Source organism: Streptomyces sp. NPDC021080 (genome assembly GCF_044333225.1).
GTDB lineage: Bacteria > Actinomycetota > Actinomycetes > Streptomycetales > Streptomycetaceae > Streptomyces.
In genome coordinates, this window is sequence record NZ_JBIRQM010000009.1 from 246,592 (window position 1) to 269,841 (window position 23,250).

General features: G+C 71.3%; 22 protein-coding genes and 1 tRNA gene. 8 read left to right on the forward strand and 15 right to left on the reverse strand.

The annotated features are described in order from the left end of the window. The first annotated feature begins 73 nt into the window (after positions 1-73). On the forward strand, positions 74-1,123 hold the full coding sequence (locus ACH4S8_RS23650) for a peptidoglycan DD-metalloendopeptidase family protein (RefSeq protein ID WP_398397108.1): 1,050 nt from the start codon (positions 74-76) through the stop codon (positions 1,121-1,123). A gap of 166 nt (positions 1,124-1,289) precedes the next feature. Here the strand turns inward: ACH4S8_RS23650 and ACH4S8_RS23655 are convergent, their stop codons facing one another. The 6 genes from ACH4S8_RS23655 to ACH4S8_RS23680 all read right to left on the reverse strand — a co-directional run bounded on the left by ACH4S8_RS23655 (position 1,290) and on the right by ACH4S8_RS23680 (position 7,619). Next, the gene (locus tag ACH4S8_RS23655) at positions 1,290-2,177 is read right to left on the reverse strand and encodes a Cof-type HAD-IIB family hydrolase (protein ID WP_398397110.1); all 888 of its coding nucleotides are present in this window, start codon (positions 2,175-2,177) and stop codon (positions 1,290-1,292) included. A gap of 94 nt (positions 2,178-2,271) precedes the next feature. Beyond that, positions 2,272-3,174 (reverse strand): LLM class flavin-dependent oxidoreductase, encoded by a 903-nt coding sequence (locus ACH4S8_RS23660; protein WP_398397112.1) that lies wholly within the window; start codon positions 3,172-3,174, stop codon positions 2,272-2,274. A 102-nt stretch (positions 3,175-3,276) separates the two neighbouring features. Continuing rightward, positions 3,277-3,825 (reverse strand): RNA 2'-phosphotransferase, encoded by a 549-nt coding sequence (locus tag ACH4S8_RS23665; protein ID WP_398397114.1) that lies wholly within the window; start codon positions 3,823-3,825, stop codon positions 3,277-3,279. Positions 3,826-4,055: 230 nt separating this feature from the next. Continuing rightward, positions 4,056-5,003, reverse strand: coding sequence for a MerR family transcriptional regulator (locus ACH4S8_RS23670; RefSeq protein ID WP_398397116.1), 948 nt, complete (start codon positions 5,001-5,003; stop codon positions 4,056-4,058). Positions 5,004-5,010: 7 nt separating this feature from the next. After that, the gene (locus ACH4S8_RS23675; protein WP_398397118.1) at positions 5,011-6,780 is read right to left on the reverse strand and encodes an SDR family oxidoreductase; all 1,770 of its coding nucleotides are present in this window, start codon (positions 6,778-6,780) and stop codon (positions 5,011-5,013) included. Beyond that, the gene (locus ACH4S8_RS23680) at positions 6,777-7,619 is read right to left on the reverse strand and encodes a M24 family metallopeptidase (RefSeq protein WP_398397120.1); all 843 of its coding nucleotides are present in this window, start codon (positions 7,617-7,619) and stop codon (positions 6,777-6,779) included. Before ACH4S8_RS23680 ends, ACH4S8_RS23675 begins: the two co-directional genes overlap by 4 nt. A gap of 257 nt (positions 7,620-7,876) precedes the next feature. On the opposite strand from ACH4S8_RS23680, the gene ACH4S8_RS23685 reads away from it, so the two are divergent. From ACH4S8_RS23685 to ACH4S8_RS23710, 6 genes are all read left to right on the forward strand, one after another. Beyond that, positions 7,877-8,842 (forward strand): ABC transporter ATP-binding protein, encoded by a 966-nt coding sequence (locus ACH4S8_RS23685; RefSeq protein ID WP_398397368.1) that lies wholly within the window; start codon positions 7,877-7,879, stop codon positions 8,840-8,842. Then, on the forward strand, positions 8,832-9,737 hold the full coding sequence (locus tag ACH4S8_RS23690; protein ID WP_398397122.1) for an ABC transporter permease: 906 nt from the start codon (positions 8,832-8,834) through the stop codon (positions 9,735-9,737). Before ACH4S8_RS23685 ends, ACH4S8_RS23690 begins: the two co-directional genes overlap by 11 nt. Next, on the forward strand, positions 9,734-10,645 hold the full coding sequence (locus ACH4S8_RS23695; RefSeq protein WP_398397124.1) for an ABC transporter ATP-binding protein: 912 nt from the start codon (positions 9,734-9,736) through the stop codon (positions 10,643-10,645). Before ACH4S8_RS23690 ends, ACH4S8_RS23695 begins: the two co-directional genes overlap by 4 nt. 10 nt (positions 10,646-10,655) lie before the next feature. Then, the gene (locus ACH4S8_RS23700; protein ID WP_398397126.1) at positions 10,656-11,375 is read left to right on the forward strand and encodes an ABC transporter permease; all 720 of its coding nucleotides are present in this window, start codon (positions 10,656-10,658) and stop codon (positions 11,373-11,375) included. Positions 11,376-11,506: 131 nt separating this feature from the next. Then, the gene (locus ACH4S8_RS23705) at positions 11,507-11,806 is read left to right on the forward strand and encodes a hypothetical protein (RefSeq protein ID WP_398397128.1); all 300 of its coding nucleotides are present in this window, start codon (positions 11,507-11,509) and stop codon (positions 11,804-11,806) included. A gap of 262 nt (positions 11,807-12,068) precedes the next feature. Then, a tRNA-Ser gene (locus ACH4S8_RS23710) sits at positions 12,069-12,155 on the forward strand. A gap of 39 nt (positions 12,156-12,194) precedes the next feature. Here ACH4S8_RS23710 and ACH4S8_RS23715 read toward each other — a convergent pair. The 9 genes from ACH4S8_RS23715 to ACH4S8_RS23755 form a co-directional block, all read right to left on the reverse strand. Continuing rightward, positions 12,195-13,049, reverse strand: a complete 855-nt coding sequence (locus ACH4S8_RS23715) for an HAD family hydrolase (protein ID WP_398397130.1) — start codon at positions 13,047-13,049, stop codon at positions 12,195-12,197. Beyond that, complete coding sequence (gene serS, locus ACH4S8_RS23720; RefSeq protein WP_398397132.1) at positions 13,046-14,323, reverse strand: serine--tRNA ligase; 1,278 nt, start codon at positions 14,321-14,323, stop codon at positions 13,046-13,048. Before serS ends, ACH4S8_RS23715 begins: the two co-directional genes overlap by 4 nt. Positions 14,324-14,906: 583 nt before the next feature. Then, positions 14,907-15,842, reverse strand: a complete 936-nt coding sequence (gene pheA, locus ACH4S8_RS23725; RefSeq protein ID WP_398397134.1) for a prephenate dehydratase — start codon at positions 15,840-15,842, stop codon at positions 14,907-14,909. Positions 15,843-16,018: 176 nt separating this feature from the next. Further along, on the reverse strand, positions 16,019-17,353 hold the full coding sequence (efeB, locus tag ACH4S8_RS23730) for an iron uptake transporter deferrochelatase/peroxidase subunit (protein WP_398397136.1): 1,335 nt from the start codon (positions 17,351-17,353) through the stop codon (positions 16,019-16,021). 8 nt (positions 17,354-17,361) lie between these two features. Further along, the gene (locus ACH4S8_RS23735; RefSeq protein ID WP_398397138.1) at positions 17,362-19,380 is read right to left on the reverse strand and encodes a copper resistance CopC/CopD family protein; all 2,019 of its coding nucleotides are present in this window, start codon (positions 19,378-19,380) and stop codon (positions 17,362-17,364) included. Between the two features lie 13 nt (positions 19,381-19,393). Continuing rightward, positions 19,394-19,876, reverse strand: coding sequence for a copper chaperone PCu(A)C (locus ACH4S8_RS23740; protein ID WP_398397140.1), 483 nt, complete (start codon positions 19,874-19,876; stop codon positions 19,394-19,396). Then, the gene (locus tag ACH4S8_RS23745) at positions 19,873-20,526 is read right to left on the reverse strand and encodes an SCO family protein (protein WP_398397142.1); all 654 of its coding nucleotides are present in this window, start codon (positions 20,524-20,526) and stop codon (positions 19,873-19,875) included. The genes ACH4S8_RS23740 and ACH4S8_RS23745 overlap by 4 nt, the downstream gene beginning before the upstream one ends. A gap of 199 nt (positions 20,527-20,725) precedes the next feature. Continuing rightward, entirely contained in the window at positions 20,726-21,460 is a 735-nt protein-coding gene (locus tag ACH4S8_RS23750; protein WP_398397144.1) for a YcnI family protein, read from the reverse strand. Positions 21,461-21,694: 234 nt separating this feature from the next. After that, positions 21,695-22,540, reverse strand: coding sequence for a hypothetical protein (locus ACH4S8_RS23755; protein WP_398397146.1), 846 nt, complete (start codon positions 22,538-22,540; stop codon positions 21,695-21,697). A 251-nt stretch (positions 22,541-22,791) separates the two neighbouring features. Between ACH4S8_RS23755 and ACH4S8_RS23760 the strand changes: the two genes are divergently transcribed. Then, positions 22,792-23,247, forward strand: a complete 456-nt coding sequence (locus ACH4S8_RS23760; RefSeq protein ID WP_398397148.1) for an ATP-binding protein — start codon at positions 22,792-22,794, stop codon at positions 23,245-23,247. The last annotated feature ends 3 nt before the right edge of the window (positions 23,248-23,250 follow it).

The following is a 23,250-nucleotide window of genomic DNA, read 5'->3' on the forward strand; positions in this document are numbered from 1 at the left end:
TTCGTGACGTCCTGTCCCCCAGGTGTACGCCTTGAACGGGCCGGGCCCGAAGGCACGGGCCACGATCGCTGTCATGCGCTCATCTCGCCGCCATCCCCTCCTCGTACCGGCCCTGTTGTCCGCGCTCGTGGTCCTCGCGGCCCGGCCCGCGGTGGCCGACGGCGACGGGGACGGCGCGGACCTCGACATCAGCGCCCAGGTGGAGCGCCTGTACGAGGACGCCTCCGTGGCGACGGGACAGTACGAGGCGGGGCGGCAGGACGCCGACGCGCAGCGCGGCCGGGCGGAGCGGGCCGAGCGCGCTCTCGTGCAGGAGCGCCAGGAGATCACGGTCCTGCACGAGGACCTCGGCCGTATCGCGCGGGCCCAGTACCGGCAGGGCGGCGGGCTGCCGTACACCGCGCAGATCCTGTTCGCGAAGGATCCCGACGGTCTGATGCGCGGTCAGCACGCCGTGCGGCGGGCCGATCTGGCCGTCGCCCGTGCCGTCACGAAGAGCAGGCGTGCCGAGGGCCGGCTCGCCGTGGACGAGGCGAAGGCCCGGTCCGAGTGGCAGGCGCTGGAGAAGCGCAGCGGGGAACTCGCCGCGATCAAGCGGACGATCGAGGCGAAACTCGACGAGGCGCGGTCGGCGCTGCAGAGCCGGGCGGACGCGTCCGTGGCGGCCGGTTCCTGCCGCGGGGCGGTTCGGCTCGACCAGCCGCCGGTGAACTTCACGAGCGCGTGGGTCGCGCCGGTGGAGACGTACGAACTCTCCGCGGGCTTCGGCAGCGGGGGCGAGCACTGGGCGCACCGGCACACGGGGCAGGACTTCGCGGTACCCATCGGCACCCCGGTGCGGGCGGCCGGAGCGGGCCGGGTGGTGAAGGTGTCCTGCGGCGGCGCCTTCGGCATCGAGGTCGTCGTCGAGCACCCCGGCGGCTACTACACGCAGTACGCGCATCTCGCGGCCGTCGCCGTGGACCAGGGGCAACAGGTCTCGACCGGGGAGTGGATCGGGCAGTCGGGCACGAGCGGCAACTCGACCGGCCCGCATCTGCACTTCGAGGTGCGGGTCACGCCGGAGATGGGATCGGCGATCGACCCGGTGCCGTGGCTGGCGGAGCACGGGGTCGTCGTCTAGGGGGTGTCGTCCGGATCGGTTCGGACCGGTTCGGATCAGGCCGGTTCGGATCAGGCCGGTTCGGATCAGGCCGGGCCGGGCGCCGCGGACCCGGACCGATCCGAACGGCACCCCCGGGCCCTCCGGCGGCACCCGCCGGAGGGCCCGGAGCCGTGCTGTCGCGGCGCTACGGGCGGTCCGCCAGGATCTGCTCGATCACGACCGCCACGCCGTCCTCGTTGTTCGCGACCGTGCGCCCGGAGGCGGCGGCGATCACGGCGGGGTGGGCGTTGCCCATCGCGTACGACCGGCCGGCCCAGGTGAGCATCTCGACGTCGTTCGGCATGTCGCCGAAGGCGACGACCTCCTCGGGTGCGATCCCGCGCTCGGCGCAGCACAGCGCGAGGGTGCTGGCCTTGGAGATGCCGGGGCCGCTGATCTCCAGCAGGGCACTGGGGCTCGACCGGGTCACGTTGGCCCGGTCGCCGATGGCCGGGCGGGCGACGGCGAGGAACTCGTCCGGGTCCATCTCCGGGTGGTAGGCGAGCACCTTCAGCACCGGCTGATCGGCGTCCAGCGCGTCCTTCGCGAGGAGCTTCTCGGCGGGCAGGACGATCTCCGGGGGCTCCATGTGCATGAGGGGGTAACCCGGTTCGAGATGGAGGCCGTACGTCCGCTCGACGGCGCACACCGTGCCGGGCGCGGCGGACCGCAGGATCCCGATGACGTCCAGGGCGGTGGCGGGCGTCAGTTCGCGGATCTTGACGAAGCGGTGGGCGCCGGGGCCGCCGTGCAGGTCGACCACGGCGGCGCCGTTGCCGCAGATGGCCAGGCCGTGCCCGTGGACGTGGTCGCTGACGACGTCCATCCAGCGGGCCGGGCGGCCGGTGACGAAGAAGACCTCGATGCCGGCCTGTTCGGCGGCGGCGAGGGCGGCGATCGTGCGGTCGGACACCGATTTGTCGTCGCGCAACAAAGTGCCGTCGAGGTCCGTGGCGATCAGCCGGGGCGGGACGGTGGAGGCCGGAGTCTCGGGCCGGCGAGTCGCTGAGGTCACGGGCTCATTCTCCCGCATATATGCGCACGGCCGTGCGGCGGTGTGCACACTTGAGTGGTTACCGCCTCGTCTCACCCCTGCCGTCCCGCCCCGCCGGATCCCGGGGCACGGTTCAGCGCAGCTGGGCCACCGCTTCCATGGCGATCCGCTCGAAGACCTTCGCGTCGGCGGCGAAGTCCGAGTCGGGGATCGGCCAGTGGATCACGATGTCGGTGAAGCCCAGTTCGGTGTGCCGGCCCGCGAAGTCGACGAACGCGTCGAGGGACTCCAGGGGGCGGCCCCGGTCGGGGGTGAAGCCGGTGAGCAGGATCTTGTCGATCTCCGCCACGTCCCTGCCGATCTCGGCGCACGCGTCGGCGAGCTTGGCGACCTGTCCGCGAATGGCCTGAACCGACTGCTCGGGGGTGCCCGTCTCGTACAGCTTCGGGTCACCGGTCGTCACCCAGGCCTGGCCGTGACGGGCGGCGAGTTTCAGTCCGCGCGGGCCGGTGGCGGCCACGGCGAACGGCAGCCGGGGGCGCTGGACACAGCCAGGGATGTTCCGCGCCTCGTGCGCCGAGTAGAAATTGCCGCCGTAGGAGACGGAGTCCTCGGTGAGGAGCCGGTCGAGCAGCGGGACGAACTCACCGAAGCGGTCGGCGCGCTCACGCGGGGTCCACGGGTCCTGGCCGAGCGCGGTGGCGTCGAAGCCGGTGCCGCCGGCGCCGATGCCCAGCGTGACCCGGCCGTTCGAGATGTCGTCGAGGGAGATCAGATCCTTGGCGAGGGTCACCGGGTGCCGGAAGTTCGGCGAGGTCACGAGCGTGCCGAGGCGCAGCCGGTCGGTGACGGCGGCCGCCGCGGTCAGGGTCGGCACGGCCCCGAACCAGGGGCCGTCGCGGAAGGTCCGCCAGGAGAGATGGTCGTAGGTGAAGGCGGTGTGGAAGCCGAGCTGCTCCGCGCGCTGCCATGCGGAACGCCCGCCCTCGTGCCAGCGGACGTACGGCAGGATCACGGTGCTCAGACGCAGACTCATGCGTCGAGCGTAGACGGATCCGGGAGGCGGACGCCTCATGGCCCGGCACCCGCGACCGGTGCGGTCGGGGGCACGCCACCGGTGGGGGCCCGGTGTCCCGGGTCAGTGCGGCCCGGGAAACCGCAGGTAGCGCGGGGGTACGGCCTCCGCCAGCCATACGCCGTTGGCGCTGACCCGGAAGACATGGCCGTCACGGTGCATGGCGGCGGCGTCCACCGAGAGGACGACCGGGCGGCCGCGCCGGGCGCCGACGCGGGTGGCCGTCTCCCGGTCCGCCGAGAGGTGCACATCGTGCCGGTTCATGGGCTTCAGGCCCTCGGCGCGGATCGGGTCCAGGCTGCGGGCGACGGTCCCGTGGTAGAGGTACGCCGGCGGGATCGCCGGGGGCAGTCCGAGGTCGATCTCGACGGAGTGGCCCTGGCTGGCCCGGATCCGGGTTCCCTCGACGGCGAAGCGCCGCTTGTCGTTGGTGGCCACCACATGATCGAGCTCGTCCCGGGTGAGCCGGAAGTTGTGCGCGGTGGCGGCCGAGATCAGCGCGTCGATCTCGACCCAGCCGCCCTCGCCGAGCGTGAGTCCGATCCGTTCGGGCTGGTGCCGCAGATGCTTCGAGAGGTACTTCGACACCTTCACGGTGCGTTTCTCGTCCATCTGCTCAGCGGACGGTCTTTCCGTCCGATCATCCGTGTGCTCATGCGCTCGGCCCCGTGTTCGGTCACGTGTCCGCTCGTGCGCGCGTTCGTCGGCGTGTTCCTTCATCCTCCCAGCGTGCCTGGTGAGAGGCGGATCACGCATGTGATTTTGTCCTGAAGGTTTGATCCACAGCCAAGTGGCTTTATCCACAGGCGAATTGGCGAGTCTGTGGACAACCGGGTTTCCTTTTAGGGTACTTCGTCAACGATCGTGCCATGAGGGCGTTTTGCCGCCAGTCTGTCCAACGTGCGCGCCTGCAGCTCACGTTCGGTGGCCGCCGTGACGAACTCCGACACGTGCTCCGCGCCGACCAGACGCTCCACGGCCCGCATTGTCCCGGCGGCCACCTTCACCGGACGCGCGCTTTCCGGCTCCACCGGGACCGGTCCCGCCGCCAGCTGCCGGCTCAAGTGACGAGTCGCGAAATGACGCATGGCGCGGGCCAGTTCGGCATCCACCGTCTGCTGCGCGAGAGGGCGCAGCCGCCGTACGAGCGAAGCCGCCTCGGCCGCTTCCGCGTCGCTCGGCGGGCGCCGCTCCTCCAGATAGCGCGCGAAGACATGCTCCGTGGTGAACTCCAGGAAACGGGAGGCGATGTGCTCGACCTGAACCCTCAACTCCCGCAGATGACGGGCGATCGCGGACAGAGGAACCCCCGCGTCGTACAACTCGACCGCCGCGGACAGCTCTTGAGGACTCGGGACGAGGAAGGTGTCCTCGTCCCCCGGGACGGGCACCAGCACGCCCAGCCCCACGGCCTCCGCGACCGCCGCGTCGTCCGCACGGCCGCCGAACCGCTCCACCAGCTCCGCCCGGGAGATCCGGGCCGCCTCCTCGTCGGTCCACGGCCCGTCGACCTCCGCGACCAGGCCGAGTATCCCGCCCAGGCCCCGGCCCGCGTCCCAGGCTTCCAGGAGCTCCTTGATCGAGGCCAGCGTGTAGCCGCGGTCCAGGAGATCGGCGATCTGCCGCAGCCGTGCCAGGTGGGCGTCCGCGTACACATTGGCGCGCCCTCGCCGCTCGGGACGGGGCAGCAGCCCCCGGTCCTGATAGGCGCGGATCGTCCGGACCGTGGCGCCACTGCGGTGCGCCAGGTCCTCGATCCGGTACGCGGCACCGTTCGGCTCCTCGCTCATCGCTCCCTCACAAGGGTGGCTCCATACGGGCGATCGCGCGCAGCGTCCTCGGCGCGAAACGGTGCAGGAGGCGGGCGCCGCGCGCCTCCGGGGTGACCGGCACCACCGCCTCGTCACGGGCGACCGCGCGCAGGATCGCGTCGGCCACCTTCTCCGGCGGATAGTTGCGCAGGCCGTAGAGACGCGCCGACTTTCTCCGGCGCCGCTTCTCCTCGGCCGCGTCGACCCCGGCGAAGCGCGCGGTCGAGGTGATGTTCGTGTTGACGATGCCGGGGCAGACCGCCGAGACACCGATGCCCTGCCCGGCCAGCTCCGCGCGCAGACACTCGCTCAGCATCAGGACGGCCGCCTTGGAGGTGCTGTAGGCGGGCAGCGCCTTCGAGGGCAGGTACGCCGCCGCCGACGCGATGTTGACGATGTGACCGCCCTGCCCGCGCTCGGCCATCTGCCTGCCGAAGAGCCGGCAGCCGTGGATCACACCCCACAGATTGACGTCGAGGACCTTCCTCCAGTCCTCCGCCGTCGTGTCGAAGAAGGAGCCGGAGAGGCCGATACCGGCGTTGTTCACCAGCACGTCCACCACGCCGTACGCGGCGGCGACCCTGTCGGCGAGCTTCTCCATGGCCTGCTCGTCGCTGACGTCGGCCGTCTCCGCCCAGGCCGCGGGCGAGCCGATCAGCCGGGACAGCTCCGCCGTACGGGCCGCCGCCTCGGCGTCCCGGTCGACGGCCACCACCCGCGCGCCGGCCTCGGCGAAAGCGAACGTGGTGGCCCGCCCGATGCCGCTGCCGGCACCGGTGACCAGCACGAGCTGCCCGCCGAACCGGTCCGCGTACCTGCCGGTGGCCACCGGTTCGGGCGCGGGCACCCCGGCCTCGCGGCCCTCGTGGACCGTCACGAACTCGGATATCCAGGAGGCCAGTTGGTCGGGCCTGGTCCGCGGTATCCAGTGCTTGGCCGGGAGCGTGCGGCGCACCGCGTCGGGGGCCCACGTCTCCAGTTCGTCGTAGAGCCGCTCGGAGAGGAAGGCGTCGCCCAGGGGAGTGATCAGCTGCACGGGCGCGTGCGCGTACGCGTCCTTACGGGGGCGGCCGAGCCGGGACCGCACGTTGTCGCGGTAGAGCCACGCGCCGTGCGCCGCGTCGGAGGGAAGCGACGGGGTCGGATAGTCGCCCGCGGGCACCTTCTCCAGCCGCTGCAGGATCTTCGGCCACCGCCTGCCCAGGGGACCGCGCCAGGCCAGCTCGGGCAGCACCGGCGTGTGCAGCATGTACACGTACCAGGACTTGGCGCCCTGGCCGAGGAGCTGGCCGATCCTTCGCGGGGTGGGCCGACGCATCCGCCGTTTGATCCAGTGGCCGAAGTGGTCCAGCGACGGACCCGACATCGACGTGAACGACGCGATCCGGCCCTCGGTGCGGGCGACCGTGACGAACTCCCACGACTGCACCGAACCCCAGTCATGACCCACGAGATGCACCGGCTCGCCGGGGCTGACCGCGTCGATCACCGCCAGGAAGTCGTCGGTCAGCTTCTCCAGCGTGAACCCGCCGCGCAGGGGCCGCGGCGCCGTCGACCGGCCGTGTCCCCGCACGTCGTACAGCACGACATGGAAGCGGTCGGCGAGCCGCACGGCGACCTCGGACCACACCTCCTTGGAGTCCGGATAGCCGTGGACGAGCACCACGGTCGGCTGCCTGTCGTCACCCAGCTCGGCGACACACAGCTCGATCCCGCCCGTCCGCACCCGGCGCTCGCGCGCCCCCACGAGAGTCACTTGTCCTCCGCCCAGCGCCGCACATGCGGCAGATCGTCGTCGAGCCAGAACGCGCTCTGCTCGGGGTCCCGGGAGTCCGTGACGACCAGGAGCTCCTCGAACTTCGCGCCCGTACCCCGGAAACCGAGATGCGGTTCGACCGCCCACAGCCCCGGCCGGGGCGGGTGGTCGGAGAAGGCGTACGGCGACCACAGCGGGGACCATCCCTCCCGGTGCCCGTGCAGCGCGTCGCTCGCCAGCCCCTTCAGTGCCCGGACACCGAACCCGAACAGACGCGGGGACCAGGGCCGCTCCCGCACCCGGTCCACCTTGTGCGCGATCACGCCGAACGGATACGCGCGGTGCCGGTTGGCACAGCCCTGCCGGACCATCAGCCGGTCCACGCCCTCGTAGATCTCCCGCAGCGGCCGCCGCTCGCGCACCTCGCGCAGGATCAGCTCGCGGTGCGCCTCCAGATCGGCCAGCAGCCTGTCCTGCACGGGATTCGGCCCCAGCGAACCCGAATAGCCGACGTCCGCCGTGAAGCCCCGGTGCACCGGCGCCATGTCGAGGATGAAGGGCATCCCCGGCTCCAGCCGGCGGTCCGTGGGGAAGAACTGCAACGGGATGCGGAAGCCGGCGAAGGCCGTGCGGTCACCGAACCAGGCGAACGGCAGATGGAACCAGTCCCGCACCCCGCGCTCACGCAGCCACACCCGCTGCATGCGCGCCGCCTCCCGCTCCGTGACGCCCGGCTTCAACTGCGCCGCGACCGCCTCCGCGCACGCGTACGCGAGCCGCTGCACCTCCTTGAACCCCCGCAGCTCCGCCGAGAGTCCGCCTGCCGTCATCGCCGTCATGCCACCGCCCCACCTGTCCGTACCGACTGCGGTACGTGTCCGTAACGTGACACCGGCGAATGTGACAGTTGTTAGAGGCTGCGTCAATAGGCCCGTGGCGAGCCTGTGGACAACCGGCAGGACGGACCCGGTCCGGCACACACCGTGCCGTACCTGAGGGTGACCCCTACGGGCCCGTACGCCTGGAGGCTGACGCCGATCCACCTCCGTGGGCTGACGACCGCTGTGGCGCGCGCCACTACCGTCGAAACGTGACTGTGATCGCGACCGAAAGCCTGAGCAAGCGGTACCCCCGGGTGACCGCGCTTGACCGGCTCTCCGTGGACGTCGGGCCCGGTGTGACCGGACTCGTCGGAGCCAATGGAGCCGGCAAGTCCACACTGATCAAGATCCTGCTGGGTCTGTCCCCCGCCACCGAGGGCCGCGCACACGTGCTCGGCCTCGACGTCGCCACCGAGGGCGCGGCCATCCGCGAGCGGGTCGGATACATGCCCGAGCACGACTGCCTGCCGCCCGACGTCTCGGCCACCGAGTTCGTCGTCCACATGGCCCGCATGTCCGGACTGCCGCCCGCCGCCGCCCGCGAACGCACCGCGGACACCCTGCGCCACGTCGGTCTCTACGAGGAGCGCTACCGACCCATCGGCGGCTACTCGACCGGCATGAAGCAGCGCGTCAAACTCGCGCAGGCCCTCGTCCACGACCCCCAGCTGGTCTTCCTGGACGAACCGACCAACGGCCTCGACCCGGTCGGCCGCGACGACATGCTCGGACTCATCCGCCGCATCCACACGGACTTCGGCATCTCGGTCCTGGTCACCTCGCACCTCCTCGGCGAACTGGAACGCACCTGCGACCACGTCGTGGTCGTCGACGGCGGCAAACTGCTGCGCTCCAGCTCCACCACGGACTTCACCAAGACCACCACCACCCTCGCCGTCGAGGTCACCGACAGCGACGAACACCCGGACGGCACGGGTGCGGTGCGCAAGGTGCTCCACGCGCGCGGGATCGAGACCCACGACGACGGCGGCGGACTGCCCGGCGCCGGACACATCCTGCTGCTCACCACCGAGAGCGAGGACACCTACGACCTCGTCCGCGACGTCGTCGCCGACCTCGGCCTCGGACTGGTCCGCATGGAACAGCGCAGACACCACATCGCCGAGGTCTTCACCGACAGCGACGAACAGCGGAAGGAGGCGGTCGGCCATGGCAGTTGAGCACCCCCTCACCCAGCCGGGTGAGCAGACCCGTATCCACAACATCGGCTACCGCACCTACGACGGCCCGCGCCTCGGCCGCGCCTACGCCCGCCGCTCCCTGTACTCGCAGTCCCTGCGCGGCGCCTACGGACTCGGCCGCTCGGTCAAGTCCAAGATCCTGCCGATGCTGCTCTTCGTGGTCATGTGCGTCCCCGCACTGATCATGGTGGCCGTCGCGGTCGCCACCAAGGCCAAGGACCTGCCCGTCGACTACACGCGCTACGCCGTGATCATGCAGGCCGTCATCGGCCTCTACGTCGCCTCACAGGGCCCCCAGGCCGTCTCCCGCGACCTGCGCTTCAAGACCGTGCCCCTGTACTTCTCACGCCCCATCGAGACCGCCGACTACGTGCGCGCCAAGTACGCGGCCCTGGCCTCGGCCCTGTTCATCCTCACGGCCGCCCCCCTCGTCGTCCTCTACGTGGGCGCACTGCTCGCCAAGCTCGACTTCGCCGACCAGTCCAAGGGCTTCGGACAGGGACTGGCCTCCGTGGCCCTGCTGTCCCTGCTCTTCGCCGGCATCGCCCTGGTCATCTCGGCGATCACCCCGCGCCGCGGCTTCGGCATCGCGGCCGTCATCGCCGCCCTGACCATCTCCTACGGAGCCGTCTCCACCGTCCAGGCCATCGCCTTCGAGCGGTCCAGCAGCGGAGCCGTCCCCTGGCTCGGACTCTTCTCGCCCATCACCCTCATCGACGGAGTCCAGACGGCCTTCCTCGGCGCCTCCTCCGCCTTTCCCGGCGAGGTGGGCCCCTCGTCCGCACAGGGCCTCGTCTATCTCGCCGTCGTCCTCGGTCTCATCGCGGGCTGCTACGGCCTCCTGATGCGCCGCTACCGAAAGGCCGGGCTGTGACCACGCTCACCATCGACCACGTCTCGCGCTGGTTCGGCAACGTGGTGGCCGTCAACGACATCACCATGACGATCGGCCCCGGCGTCACCGGACTCCTCGGCCCGAACGGCGCCGGAAAATCCACCCTCATCAACATGATGGGCGGCTTCCTCGCCCCCTCCACCGGCACCGTCACCCTCGACGGCAAGCCGACCTGGCGCAACGAGGACATCTACCGGCACATCGGCATCGTCCCCGAACGCGAGGCGATGTACGACTTCCTCACCGGACGCGAATTCGTCCTCGCCAACGCCGAACTGCACGGCCTCGGCCCGAAGGCGGCCGACCGCGCGCTGGCCACCGTCGAGATGGAGTACGCCCAGGACCGCAAGATCTCCACGTACTCCAAAGGCATGCGCCAGCGCGTGAAGATGGCGTCCGCGCTGGTCCACGACCCCTCACTGCTGCTGCTCGACGAGCCGTTCAACGGCATGGACCCGCGCCAGCGCATGCAGCTCATGGACCTGCTGCGCCGCATGGGCGACGAGGGCCGCACCGTGCTGTTCTCGTCCCACATCCTCGAAGAGGTGGAGCAACTCGCCGCCCACATCGAGGTGATCGTCGCCGGACGCCACGCGGCCAGCGGCGACTTCCGCCGCATCCGCCGGCTGATGACCGACCGCCCGCACCGCTATCTGGTCCGCTCCAGCGACGACCGTGCGCTGGCCGCGGCCCTCATCGCCGACCCGTCGACCTCCGGCATCGAAGTCGACCTCGCCGAGGGCGCGTTGCGCATCCAGGCCGTCGACTTCGGCCGGTTCACCGCACTGCTGCCGAAGGTCGCGCGCGACCACGGCATCCGGCTGCTGACGGTGTCGCCGTCCGACGAGTCGCTCGAATCCGTCTTCTCGTATCTCGTCGCGGCGTAGGAGGCCCAAGATGTACGACCCCACAGTCGCCCGGCTCACCTACCGCGGCCTGCTCGGCCGCCGACGGGCCCTCATCCTCGGCGTCCTTCCCGTCCTGCTCATCGTGATCTCCCTGGCCGTCCGGAGCTTCTCCGGAGCCGACGACCAGGTGGCCTCGGACCTGCTCGGCGGGTTCGCCCTCGCCACCATGGTCCCGATCATCGGCGTCATCGCCGGCACGGGCGCGATCGGACCCGAGATCGACGACGGCTCGGTGGTGTATCTCCTGGCCAAACCCCTGAAGCGGCCCACGATCATCTTCACCAAACTGATCGTCGCGATCGCCGTCACCATGGCCTTCTCGGCCGTACCGACCTTCATCGCGGGCATGATCCTCAACGGCAACGGCCAGCAGATCGCCGTCGCCTACACCGTGGCCGCCCTCGTCGCCTCGATCGCCTACGCCGCGATGTTCCTGCTCCTCGGGACCGTGACCCGGCACGCGGTGGTCTTCGGGCTCGTCTACGCGCTCGTCTGGGAAGCCCTGTTCGGGTCCCTGGTGTCCGGCGCGCGCACGCTTAGCGTCCAGCAGTGGGCGCTCGCCGTGGGCCACAAGGTGACCGGCGGCGACCTCGTCACCTCGGACGTGAGCCTGCCGACCGCGACGGTCCTGCTGATCGTGGTCACCGTCCTCGCCACCTGGTACGCGGGACAGCGGCTGCGGTCGCTGACGCTGGCCGGCGAGGAGTGAACGAGGGCTCCCCGCGCGCGTGCCCTCTGGTGGGCGGCACGCGCGCGGGGAGCCCCCTTTTTCTTGACAGCGGCTTCATCCCGGTCCGGGCACACTGGGCGAACGGGGACGCACGGCCGGGAGGAACGGGGATGGCGACCGAGGAACCACGGGGTGGCGGCCGGGACCGGGCCGGGGACGGACCCACCGACGGGCGCGGGGACCGGGCCGCGGACGGGACCGGGAACACGGCGGGGGAGCCGTGGGACGACCTCGTGCTCGACGAGAACTTCGTACGCTCCGCGGAGACGACCGAACCGTCGGCCCGCGCGCGCATGCTCGCCGCCCGCTGGCGCGAGGGCGGCCCCGACCCGCAGCCCTGGCGCTCCGACGAGCCGCCGGCCGGATGGTTCTTCAGCAGGGGACGCCGACGCAGATGGCGCCGCAGCTGAACCCCCGCCGAGGCGGCCTTTAATCAGTGGCGCCCAAGTCGGCGTACGGGCACAGTGGTTGTGTACACGCCGCCGCATCGGGCCGGCGCCACATTCCGGGAGAGGAGCGCGACGATGTTCATCAGGAGCAGTTCGTCGAGCTCCCGGCAGGGCAGCCCGCGGCGGGTTCCGGAGTAGTCACTACCTCCGTCGAACCCGCTCGCAGGGGGAGTTGCCCGGGGCGGCCGCTTCGAGCGCGCGTCACCGCGCGGGCCGCCCACCCGGAGGATTGGCCGAGTGGAAAGGCACCGGCTTGCTAAGCCGTGGTCGGGGGTGAAACCCCGCGCGCGTTCGATCCGCGCATCCTCCGCACGACACAGAAGCTCCGCACGACGCGGAAGCCCGAACGCTACGCCCGCGTGAGCAACCGCTCCAGCACGACCGCGATGCCGTCCTCCTCGTTCGAGGACGTCACCTCGTCCGCGATCGCCTTGAGATCGTCATGGGCGTTGGCCATGGCCACCCCGTGGGCCGCCCAGGCGAACATCGGGAGGTCGTTCGGCATGTCACCGAAGGCGATGGTGCCGGCGGCCCTGAGGCCCAGGCGCCGGGCCGCCAGGGACAGCCCCGTCGCCTTGGAGAGCCCGAGCGGGAGCAGCTCCACGATCCCCGGGCCCGCCATCGTGATCCCGACGAGTCCGCCCGCGACCTTCACGGCCACGGCCGCGAGCTCGTCGTCCGAGAGCGTCGGGTGCTGGACGTACACCTTGTTCAAAGGAGCCGACCAGAGGTCCGCCGCGTCCCTGAGCGGGACGACCGGCAGCGCGCCCTCCAGCCTGCGGTAGCCGGGACCCACCAGCACCTCGCCGTCGAGCCCGTCACGGCTCGCGGCCAGCAGCAGCGGTCCGACCTCCGCCTCGATCTTGGCGAGCGCGAGACCGGCCAGCTGCCGGTCCAGCGTCACCGAGGTGAGCAGCCGGTGCTCCCCCGCGTGGTAGACCTGCGCGCCCTGACCGCAGACCGCGAGGCCCTCGTAGCCGAGCTCGTCGAGGACGTGCCGCGTCCAGGGCACCGCGCGCCCGGTCACGACGATGTGCGCCGCGCCCGCCTCGGTCACCGCGGCGAGCGCGTCACGCGTGCGCGCCGAGACCGTCCCGTCGGGACGCAGCAGTGTCCCGTCGAGATCGGTCGCGACGAGCCCGTACGGGAACGCCCCGGGCTCGACGGCCCCGGACGCTCCCGCCGGACCGGTGGTGCTGGTCACTTGGAGATCGGCTCCAGAACCTCACGGCCACCCAGGTAGGGCCGCAGCAGCTCCGGAACCCGCACCGAACCGTCGGCGAGCTGGTGGTTCTCCAGGATCGCGACGATGGTGCGCGGGACGGCGCACAACGTGCCGTTCAGCGTGGCGAGCGGCTGGACCTTCTTGCCGTCGCGCATGCGGACGGACAGCCGGCGGGCCTGGAAACCGTCGCAGTTGGAGGCCGAGGTCAGCTCGCGGTACTTGCCCTGGGTCGGGATCCACGCCTCGCAGTCGAACTTGCGGGACGCCGAGGAGCCCAGGTCGCCGCTGGCCACGTCGATCACCTGGAAGGGCAGTTCGAGGCCGGTCAGCCACTGCTTCTCCCACTCGAGGAGCCGCCGGTGCTCGTTCTCCGCGTCCGCCGGGTCGACGTACGAGAACATCTCGACCTTGTCGAACTGGTGCACGCGGAAGATGCCGCGGGTGTCCTTGCCGTAGGTGCCGGCCTCGCGGCGGAAGCACGGCGAGAAACCGGCGTAGCGCATCGGCAGCTTGTCCGCGTCGAGGATCTCGTCCATGTGGTACGCGGCGAGCGGGACCTCGGAGGTGCCGACCAGGTAGTAGTCGTCCTTCTCCAGGTGGTACACGTTCTCCGCGGCCTGGCCGAGGAAGCCGGTGCCCTCCATGGCGCGCGGGCGGACCAGGGCCGGGGTCAGCATCGGCGTGAAGCCGGCCTCCGTGGCCTGCGCGATCGCCGCGTTGACGAGGGCGAGCTCCAGGAGCGCACCGACACCGGTCAGGTAGTAGAAGCGCGAACCGGACACCTTGGCGCCGCGCTCGACGTCGATCGCGCCCAGGGCCTCGCCGAGTTCCAGGTGGTCCTTGGGCTCGAAGCCCTCGGCGGCGAAGTCGCGGATGGTCCCGTGCGTCTCCAGGACGACGAAGTCCTCCTCGCCGCCGACCGGGACATCGGGGTGCACCAGGTTGCCGAGCCGGAGGAGGAGCCGCTTGGTCTCCTCGTCCGCCTCGTTCTGGTCGGCCTCGGCGGCCTTGACGTCGGTCTTGAGCTGCTCGGCCTTCTTCAGCAGCTCGGCGCGCTCGTCCGGGGTGGCCTTGGGGATCAGTTTCCCGAGCGACTTCTGCTCGGAACGCAGCTCGTCGAAGCGGACGCCGGACGACCTGCGCCGCTCGTCGGCCAAGAGGAGGGAGTCGACGAGCGCGACATCCTCTCCACGGGCGCGCTGGGAGGCGCGAACACGGTCGGGGTCCTCACGGAGCAGGCGAAGGTCAATCACCCCTCAAGGCTACCGGTGCGGGCTTCCGGCCAACGAACCGATATTCCGGAGCGTGACCGCTGTCACGGTATGAGTGAAATGCCGGACCGGGTCCCCTGGCCGGATCCCCTGGCTGTCGAACAGCGTCAAGGAATAGGGCCTACTCCCCGAAACGGGGCAGACGGTGCTTCACCGGTTGACCGGATTTCCTTGCGGGGGGCGGGACTTGCGAACCGGGTTGTCCACAGGGGCCGGGCCCCTCTCTTAGTTATCCACAGGGTGTGTGGAAGATCTGTGGATGTCGGAATTGATCATTCCGATCCCCCTTTGAGGGCTGAGGAATTCCTGGTTCAAACCCTCTGTACACCCACTTTCGGGTGTAAATGATTCGCTCTATCGGGTTGATCAATGGAAAAGGGTAGACGAAGAGGGACGTGTGAGGGTGTGGACGGACTTGGGTCGAGTAGCTGATTTGTCGATGATGTAGTGCTTCGTTGTCGACTTGTCCCCAGGTCGAGAAGCGCACCTGTGGATAACTCTGTGGATGGCGAGAACCGGCCAGGCAGGACCTGGGGAAACGCTCGGACGGGTGTGGAACCGCCGCTCAGAACCGGCCGTCGGCGCAGCGCGCCAGCCAGTCCGACGCGGCGGAGAACTCGTCGTCGGACGTCCCGGGCCGCAGCGTGCCCACGTCCTCCAGGGCGACGCCGGCCCGCGGATAGGAACCGAGGAAGCGCACCTGGGGGCAGATCCGCTTGAGGCCCATCAGCGCCTCGGCCACCCGGCGGTCGGTGATGTGCCCTTCGGCGTCCACCGAGAAGCAGTAATTGCCGATGCCCTGGCCGGTCGGGCGGGATTCGATCCGCATCAGGTTGACGCCGCGCACGGCGAATTCCTGGAGCAGCTCGAGCAGCGCTCCGGGGTGGTCGTCGCCGAGCCAGATGACCACGGACGTCTTGTCGGCGCCGGTCGGCGCGGCGGGCCGGGCCGGGCGGCCGACCAGCACGAAGCGGGTCTCGGCGTTCGCCGCGTCGTGGATCTCGGTCACCAGCGGTTCGAGGCCGTAGGTGGCCGCGGCGAACTCGCCCGCGAAGGCCGCGTCGTAACGGCCCTCCTGGACCAGCCGGGCACCGTCCGCGTTCGACGCCGCCGACTCCCAGACGGCGTCCGGCAGATGAGCAGCCAGCCAGTTGCGCACCTGGGGCTGGGCGACCGGGTGCCCGGTGACCGTCTTGACGTCCTTCAGCTCGGTGCCGGGCCTGACCAGCAGGGCGAAGGCGATCGGCAGGACGACCTCGCGGTAGATCATCAGCGGGTCGCCCTTGGCCAGCTCGTCGAGGGTGGCGGTGACACCGCCCTCGACGGAGTTCTCGATCGGGACGAGCGCGCCCGCGGCCTGGCCGCCGCGTACCGCGTCGAGCGCGGCCGGGACGGACACCATGGGGACCAGCTCCCGCGTCGCGGCCTCGGGAAGGGTGCGAAGGGCGGCCTCGGTGAACGTACCCTCGGGGCCGAGATAGGTGTAGCGCGTCGCCGACATACCGTCACCCTAATGGGCCGCGCCCGAAGCGTCCGGCGCCCGCGGACCCCCGGGCCCGGGCCCGGTACGCGGTCCGGTACTGCGGTACGGAACGCGGTACCGGGGCTTTGGGCGACCACCGGTACGGAGCCCGGCGCCGAGCTGAGCGCGAAGACCCGTCGGAGGGCCGGCCCCCGTCACCCCTCCAGCAGCCGCTGCCCCACGTACTCCCCCTCCGCCGCGCCGCCCGGCACCGCGAACAGGCCGCTCGACTCGTGGCGGATGAACTCCGAGAGCGCGTCGCCGCGGTCGAGCTTGCGCTGGACGGGGACGAAGCCGCGCACCGGGTCGGCCTGCCAGCACACGAAGAGCAGACCGGCGTCGGGTGTTCCGTCGGTGCCGATGCCGTCGTGGAAGGAGAACGGACGGCGCAGCATCGCGGCGCCGCCGTTCTGGTCGGGTCGGGTGATGCGGGCGTGCGCGTTGACGGGTACGGCCGGGTTGCCGTCGGCGTCGGTCTTGTCCAGGTCCATCGCGGTGGTCTCGGTGCCGCCGCTGAGGGGCGCGCCGGTGGACTTCTTCCGCCCGATGACGTTCTCCTGGGCCGTGCCCGAGAGCTTCTCCCAGTCGTCGAGCAGCATGCGGATACGACGTACGACGGCGTAGGAGCCGTTCGCCATCCACTCCGGGGTGCCGGAGGCGGGGACGAAGATCCGTCCGTCGAAGTCGGGTTCGGACGGCTTCGGATTGCGGGTGCCGTCGATCTGGCCCATCAGGTTGCGGGCGGTCATCGGCGCGGCGGTGGCGCCCGGGGAGCGGTTGAAGCCGTTCATCTGCCAGCGCACCCGTGCCGCGGAGCCGGCGTCCTTCTGGATCGCGCGCAGGGCGTGGAAGGCGACGAGGGCGTCGTTCGCTCCGATCTGCACCCACAGGTCGCCGTCGCTGCGCGCCTTGTCGAGGCGGTCGGAGGAGAAGTCGGGCAGGGGGTCCAGGGCGAGAGGGCGCTGCTTCTCCAGGCCCGTACGCGCGAAGAAGCTGTGTCCGAAGCCGAAGGTGACGGTGAGGGACGAGGGGCCCGCGTCCCGCGCGACGTCGGTGTCCTCGTGGCCCGCGGCCTCGCCCGCCATGAGCCGCCGGGCGGTCACCGACCAGCGGCGCAGCAGTGCGGCGGCCTCCCTGCGGCCCGCGCCCGCCGTCAGGTCGAAGGCGACGAGGTGGCCGCACGACTGGAGGGCGTCGGTGATGCCCGGCTGATGTTTCCCGTGAAACATTGCCATGTCCGCGCCTACGGAGGTCAGCGGGACGGTCTTCACGGGGGCGGGCGCCGCCGCGTACCCCACGGCGGCCCCCGCCGCTCCGAGAACGAGCCCGGTGGCGCCGGCGGTGCCGAGCAGCCGGCGCCGTGACATGACCCCCGCCGGGGAATCGCCCGACGGGGAGGTGCCGGGGGACGCCTCGGGGGACGGGGCCTTCCGGGCGGAGGAGGCGGTGGTCCTGGGGGCGGAGGCCCCCGGGGCGGACTGGTCAGCCATGGTCAGGTTCAGCCGATCTGCGCGTTCTTGTTCACGGTGGTCTGGTCGATGTCGGAGGTGCGCACGGTCACCGCGATCTTCCAGTCGCCCGCCATGGGGATCTGTACTCCGCTCGCCGCCCAGTGTCCGGTGGCGACCCGGTCGGGGGTCACGGGCAGCGGGCCGACGTTCTTCGCGGTGAGCGTGAAGGCGACCTTCACCTCGGGGACGTCGAAGGCCTTGCCGTTGGGGCGGAGGACGAACACGTGCATCTGGTTGCCGCCGACGCGGGCCGGGTCGAGGGTGACCTCCACCGTGCCCTTGCCGTCCTCGCCGCCCGTGTCGAACGGCATCTTCAGGGACAGGGGTCCGGAGCGCTGCGAGGCGGCCGCGGTGGCCTGCCGGGCCGCCTCCGCCGTGCGTCCCGGCTCGGTGGCCGTCAGCGCGGTCGTGACCGCGAGCAGGACGACCGCGACCCCGGCCTCGGCGAGTACCGAGCGCCGCAGGCCCGAGCGGTGCGGGTCGGCGTCGCGGACCCGCTTGTCGCGCGTGGAGTCCAGGGCGGCCTGCTGCCGGGCGAGCTGGGCGGCGCGCCCGGGGTCGGCGGGGACGGTGGCGGGCGTCCGCACCTCGGAGCGCTGCTCCACGACGACGGTGGCGGCAGCGGCTCCGGGGGCCGTGGCCCCGGTCAGCCGGGCCGTCCAGCGCCGGGAGATCCACGCGATGCCCACGAGGACGGCCACCAGGCCGATCTTGACGAGCAGCAGTCGCCCGTACGAGGTGCCGGTGAGCGCCGACCAGGAGCCGAGCTGTCGCCAGGACTGGTAGATCCCGGTGGCGACCAGCGTGAGGACGGAGCCGAACGCGATGCGGGAGAACCGGTGCACGGCCCCCGCCTCGATCGGGGTGTCGGCCGGAGCCCGGAACAGGGCCACCACCAGGGTGGACAGACCGCCGAGCCAGGTGGCGACGGCCAGCAGGTGCAGGACGTCGACGGGCATCGCGATGCCCGGCTGGAGGCCGGTCGAGGCGTGCTCGGCCATGGCCCAGGTGGCGGCGAGGCCGGCCGCGACGACCGTGCCGCCGACGGCGAGTCCGAAGGTGAGGTCGTTCTTCTCCGCGGCCAGGTGACCGTCCTCGGCGTCCGCGTCCTCGGCGGCCGGGGAGTCGGCATGCGTCGGGCCGGCGGCCGGGGAGCCGGCGTCCGCCGTCTCGGACGGTTCGCCGTCACCCGTGTTCGCGTCGGCCGCCCGCTCGTCCTCGTCGCGTCCGGCGTACGCGCCGAAGAGCACGGCGATGAACAGTGCCGCCGCGGCGAGCAGCAGCAGCCTCGACACCAGGGCCGCGCCCGACTTGGTCTGCAGCACCTCTCCGAGGAGGGTCAGGTCGAAGACGTCGCCGATCTTGCCGGATCCCACGTAGGAGCCGCGCAGGAGCAGCAGGGCGATGGTGGAGGCGGTCAGCGTGAGCCAGCCGCCGACCACGAGCCGCTGTACCGACCGGATGCCCGAGCCCCGCTGCCAGCAGGCCAGGACGAAGGCGGCGCCGCCGACGAGCAGGATGAATCCCGCGTACGAGAAGTAGCGCGCGGCTCCGTAGAGGAAGCCCACGACGCCGCCGCCCACCGCCTGGCCGGACAGGGCGACGGAGGTCTGCGAGGGGGCGCCGATGGAGAAGGTGAAGGCGCCGGAGACGGGGTGGCTGTCCGCCGACACCACCTGGTAGGTGACGGTGTACGTGCCGTCGGGCAGCCCCGGGCGCATCTTCAGGCCGTAGGTGTCGCCGCCGAGGCCGCTCGCGCCGCCGGCGTCGACGCGGTCGCCCTTGGGGTCGAGCACCTGGAGCGAGTCGTCGTTCAGCGAGACCTGTTCGGAGAAGGTGAGCGAGACCTGGGCGGGTGCCTTGTCGACCACCGATCCCTGCGTCGGGTTGCTCCCGGTCAGCGCGGCGTGTGCGGAGGCGGGCGCGGCGCCCGCCAGGAGCGTTCCGGTGACGGCGAGAAACAGCAGCAGGAGGGTCCTGAGGCGGGGGGCGATGGTCGGTTTCACGGTGATGCCTCCCTCAGTGCCCGGTCTTCGGGCTGTAGGTCGCGGGCTTCACCGGCATGGAGATCCTGACGGTGCCGGACTTGGCGAAGTGCAGTTCCACGGACACCTTCTCGCCCTGTCCGGGCTTGTGGGTGAGCTTTGCGAACATGAGGTGGTTGCCGCCGCTGGCGAAGTCCAGGGTGCCGTCGGCGGGTACGGCGAACGACTTCCTCTCCTCCATCGCGCCGTCCACGGTCGCGTGCATCGTCACGTCGTCCGCGAGGTCGCTGGTGACCGAGGTGAGGGTGTCGGCGCCGCCGGAGTTGGTGACGGTGAAGAAGCCTGCCGCCATCGTGCCCATGCTCGGGGCGGGCATGTAGGCGCCGGTGACCTTGAGTTCGGGTGCGGCCGAGGACGACGGGGAGCCGCCCGGGCCGCAGGCCGTGAGCGTGCCCGCGGCGGCCAGGACGAGGGAGCAGGCGGTGAGGAGTCCCGCGCGGCTCGTACGGCGGCTCACGGCGTCTTCCCCTCGGCGATCTTGGGGAGGTCCCTGGTGTAGTCGTCGACCGTGGCGTTCTCGCCGTACAGCACGTAGCCCGCGTCGGTCTTCGGGGAGAAGGCGATGACCTGGGTGCCGTGCACGGAGACGGTCTTGCCGTTCTTGTCCTTGGTCGTCGGCTCGATGGTGATGCCCAGGGTGCGGGCGCCGGCCTGGATGGCGGCGAAGTCGCCGGTGAGGCCGATGAAGTCGGAGTCGATGCCCTTGAGCCAGGTGCCGAGCGCGGCGGGGGTGTCGCGGGCCGGGTCGGTGGTGACGAACACGACGCGCAGTTTGTCCTGTTCGGCCTTCGGGAGCTGCTTCTTGGCGACGGCGAGGTTGTTCATCGTCAGGGGGCAGACGTCGGGGCAGTGGGTGTAGCCGAAGTAGACGAGGGTCGGCCTGCCCTTGGTCTCGGCGCGCAGGTCGTACTTCTTGCCGGTCGTGTCGGTGAGCACGAGGTCCGGCTTTTCGAACGGGTTGTCGAGGACCGTGGCGGCCTTGGCCGAGCCGGCCTCGGCGGACACGTCGGCGACCGGTTTGCCGCTGTCGCCGTCGCTGCCGCAGGCGGAGAGGGTCAGTGCGGCGGCGGCGAACAGGGCGGCCATCGCGTACGTCTTCTTGCGCATAGAAAAATGTCCCAGATGTGAGCGCTCCGGTGGGCACCGGGGGTCGGACGGGGCCGAGGGCCGGGTCGGACGGACCGGAAGCCGGTCCGAGCCGGACCCGGTCCGAGCCGGTCCGGCAGGTCCGGAGAGCCGCGTCCGCGACCCTCCGGTGCCCACCGGGAGCGTGTGTGTCTCAGTACCTCAGGTGCGGGCCGGCACCTCAGGCGTTCGTACGCCGCCGGCCGGCCAGGACGCCGTACGCCACGCCCGCCAGTCCGACGGCGATGCCCACGACGCCGAGGACGCGCGCGGTGGTGTCGCTGCCGTCCGTGGCGGAGGCCGCCTCGGTGGTGTGCTCGGCGGTCTCCTCCGTGTGGGAGGCGTCCTCCGCGGCGGCGGACCCGTGATGACCGCCCTCGGTCGCGGCCGAGAGCGCGAGGGTCGGAGCCGGGTGCTCGGGCTCCTCGGCGCCCTCCTTCTGCGGCTCGATCCAGCGGACGACGTCCTTGTCGGAGTACGTCTGGATCGCCTTGAAGACGAGGGAGTCGGTGTCCTCGGGCAGTGCGCCGACGGAGAGCGGGAACTTCTGGAAGAAGCCCGGCTCGATGCCCTTGCCGTCGGCGGTCCAGGTGACCTTGGTGACGGCCTCGCTGATCTTCTCGCCGTGCGCGGTGACCGGCTTGTCGAGCTTGGACTTGGTGACCTTCACGGTCCAGCCGTCGAGCGGCTGCGGCATGACGGAGGCCAGCGGGTGGTCGGCCGGGAGGTTCACCTCGACCTGGGTGGTCGAGGCGTTGTCGCGCTCGTTGGGCACCTTGAAGTCGACGACCGTGTAGCCGCCCTTGGCGGCCACGCCCTCGGGCTGCACGCTGACGTGCGCGAACGCGGGGGCGGACAGGGCGAGAACGGCCGTGGCGGCGACGGTGCCGGCGGCGGCGAGACGAGAAGCCTTCATGGAAGGAGACACTCCACATTCAGTCCGGTGACAAAGGGGACGCGCGTGCGCCTCGGTGTCCCGTGGAAGGGGCGGGAAGGTGCCCGGGGAGACCCGGCGGGCACGCGCGCGTGCGGCACGACCGCGTCCCCTTCGAGAAGGTCCGTGAAGCCCATGGGGTCCGTGGGGTCCGTGAGGTCGAGGACTCCGGGGACCCGGGGCGTTCCGTGGATTTCCGTGAAGCGGCGCGTCGTGTCAGGCGGCGAGGGTGAAGGCGGAGGCGGGCGGCCCGCGACGGACGACGGTGTGCTGCAGCGCGGTCGTCCGTGGGGCGAGGGGCGCGAGCAGCTCGGTGCGCGGCGTGCGCGCGATCTCGGGCGCCCCGGGAAGTCCCGTACGCAGGGCGCGTACGAGGGTGAGCGCGGCGCGCAGGGACCGTACGAGCGCCGCTTCGGTGACTCCCTGCGCCGACAGCCGCATGAGCCGCAGGAGGGCCAGGTCGCCGTGGCGCAGCACCCACCCGGCGGCGACGGCCGCGAGCACGTGGCCGAGCAGCATCGGCAGGGAGGGCAGCACCGGCATCGGGGTGCCGGCCGCCGTGGGTACGGCGTCCGCGGCGTGCCGCATGGACGACGTCATGCCCGTCATCCCTGCCATGGACGTGTCGATCCGCGCGTCGGCGAGGATCTTCATGGCCTGCGCGGGGCTGATCGCCGCCGCGGCCGTACCGCACACCAGACGGGCGGCCCGCTCCACGAGCATGGCGTCGGACATCTGCGTGCCCGACGCCATCGCGCCCATGGACCCGGTGGCCGTCGCACCGGTGCGCAGACCGAGCCCGAAGAGCGTGTGCAGCACCGTCTGGCCGAGGGCGAGCAGCACCACGATGCCCGGCAGGGCGCGTTCGCGGCCCGCCAGCGCCGCGGCGACGGCGAAGACCGCGAGGAAGCCGGCGCCCAGCGTCCACAGGGGGACCGTCGTGCAGGAGGCGATTCCGTGACCGGCCGCGGCCAGCACGACGCAGACCGCGGCGAACACCGCGGCCCTCAGGGTCCGGAGGCCCGCTCCGGAGTGCGCCGAACGCTGGTGGGGGGCAGTCATGGCGGGCTCATCATCGCACTGGGCCCCCACACCCCGTGCGGCAGGTCCGATTGACGGCTTGTGACCGGTCCGTCCGCCGCACGGCGTACCGCCGAACGGGCCTCGTCGATCGCTTGATCGCTCGCGCATACACCGCCACCCCCCGGGAGCGCGTCGGCCGTATGGGCGGCATCACGTCGCGTATGCGATTGCGCACGGGTGGTTGCGGCAATACGTAACGGTATGTCGAGCCGCGGCCGGGAGGCTGGAGCATGAGCATCTGGTGGTCACTCCATCTGCGGCGCGAGGCTGCGAGTGTTCCGCTCGCCAGACGCCTGTTGCTCGGCACGATGGAGAGCGCGGGCGTCGACCCGGACATCTCGTACGACCTCTCGATCGCTCTCACCGAGGCCTGTGCCAACGCCGTCGAGCACGGCGGGGACGACGTACGGGACCCTTCCTGCGAGGCGTACCGCGTGACGGCCTACCTCGACGGTGACCAGTGCCGTATCGAAGTCGCCGATTTCGGCCCCGGTTTCCCGGCCGGGAACGCCCGTACCGCGCTGCGCCAGGCCGGCGAGGACGCGGAGCACGGACGGGGGCTGTGCCTGATCCGCGAACTCGCCGACCACGTCCACATCGGCAACAGGCCGGGGCGCGGCGGTGCAGTGGTGAGCTTCGACAAGATCCTCAAGTGGAAGACGGTCCCCTCGCTGCTGCCGGCCTGACGC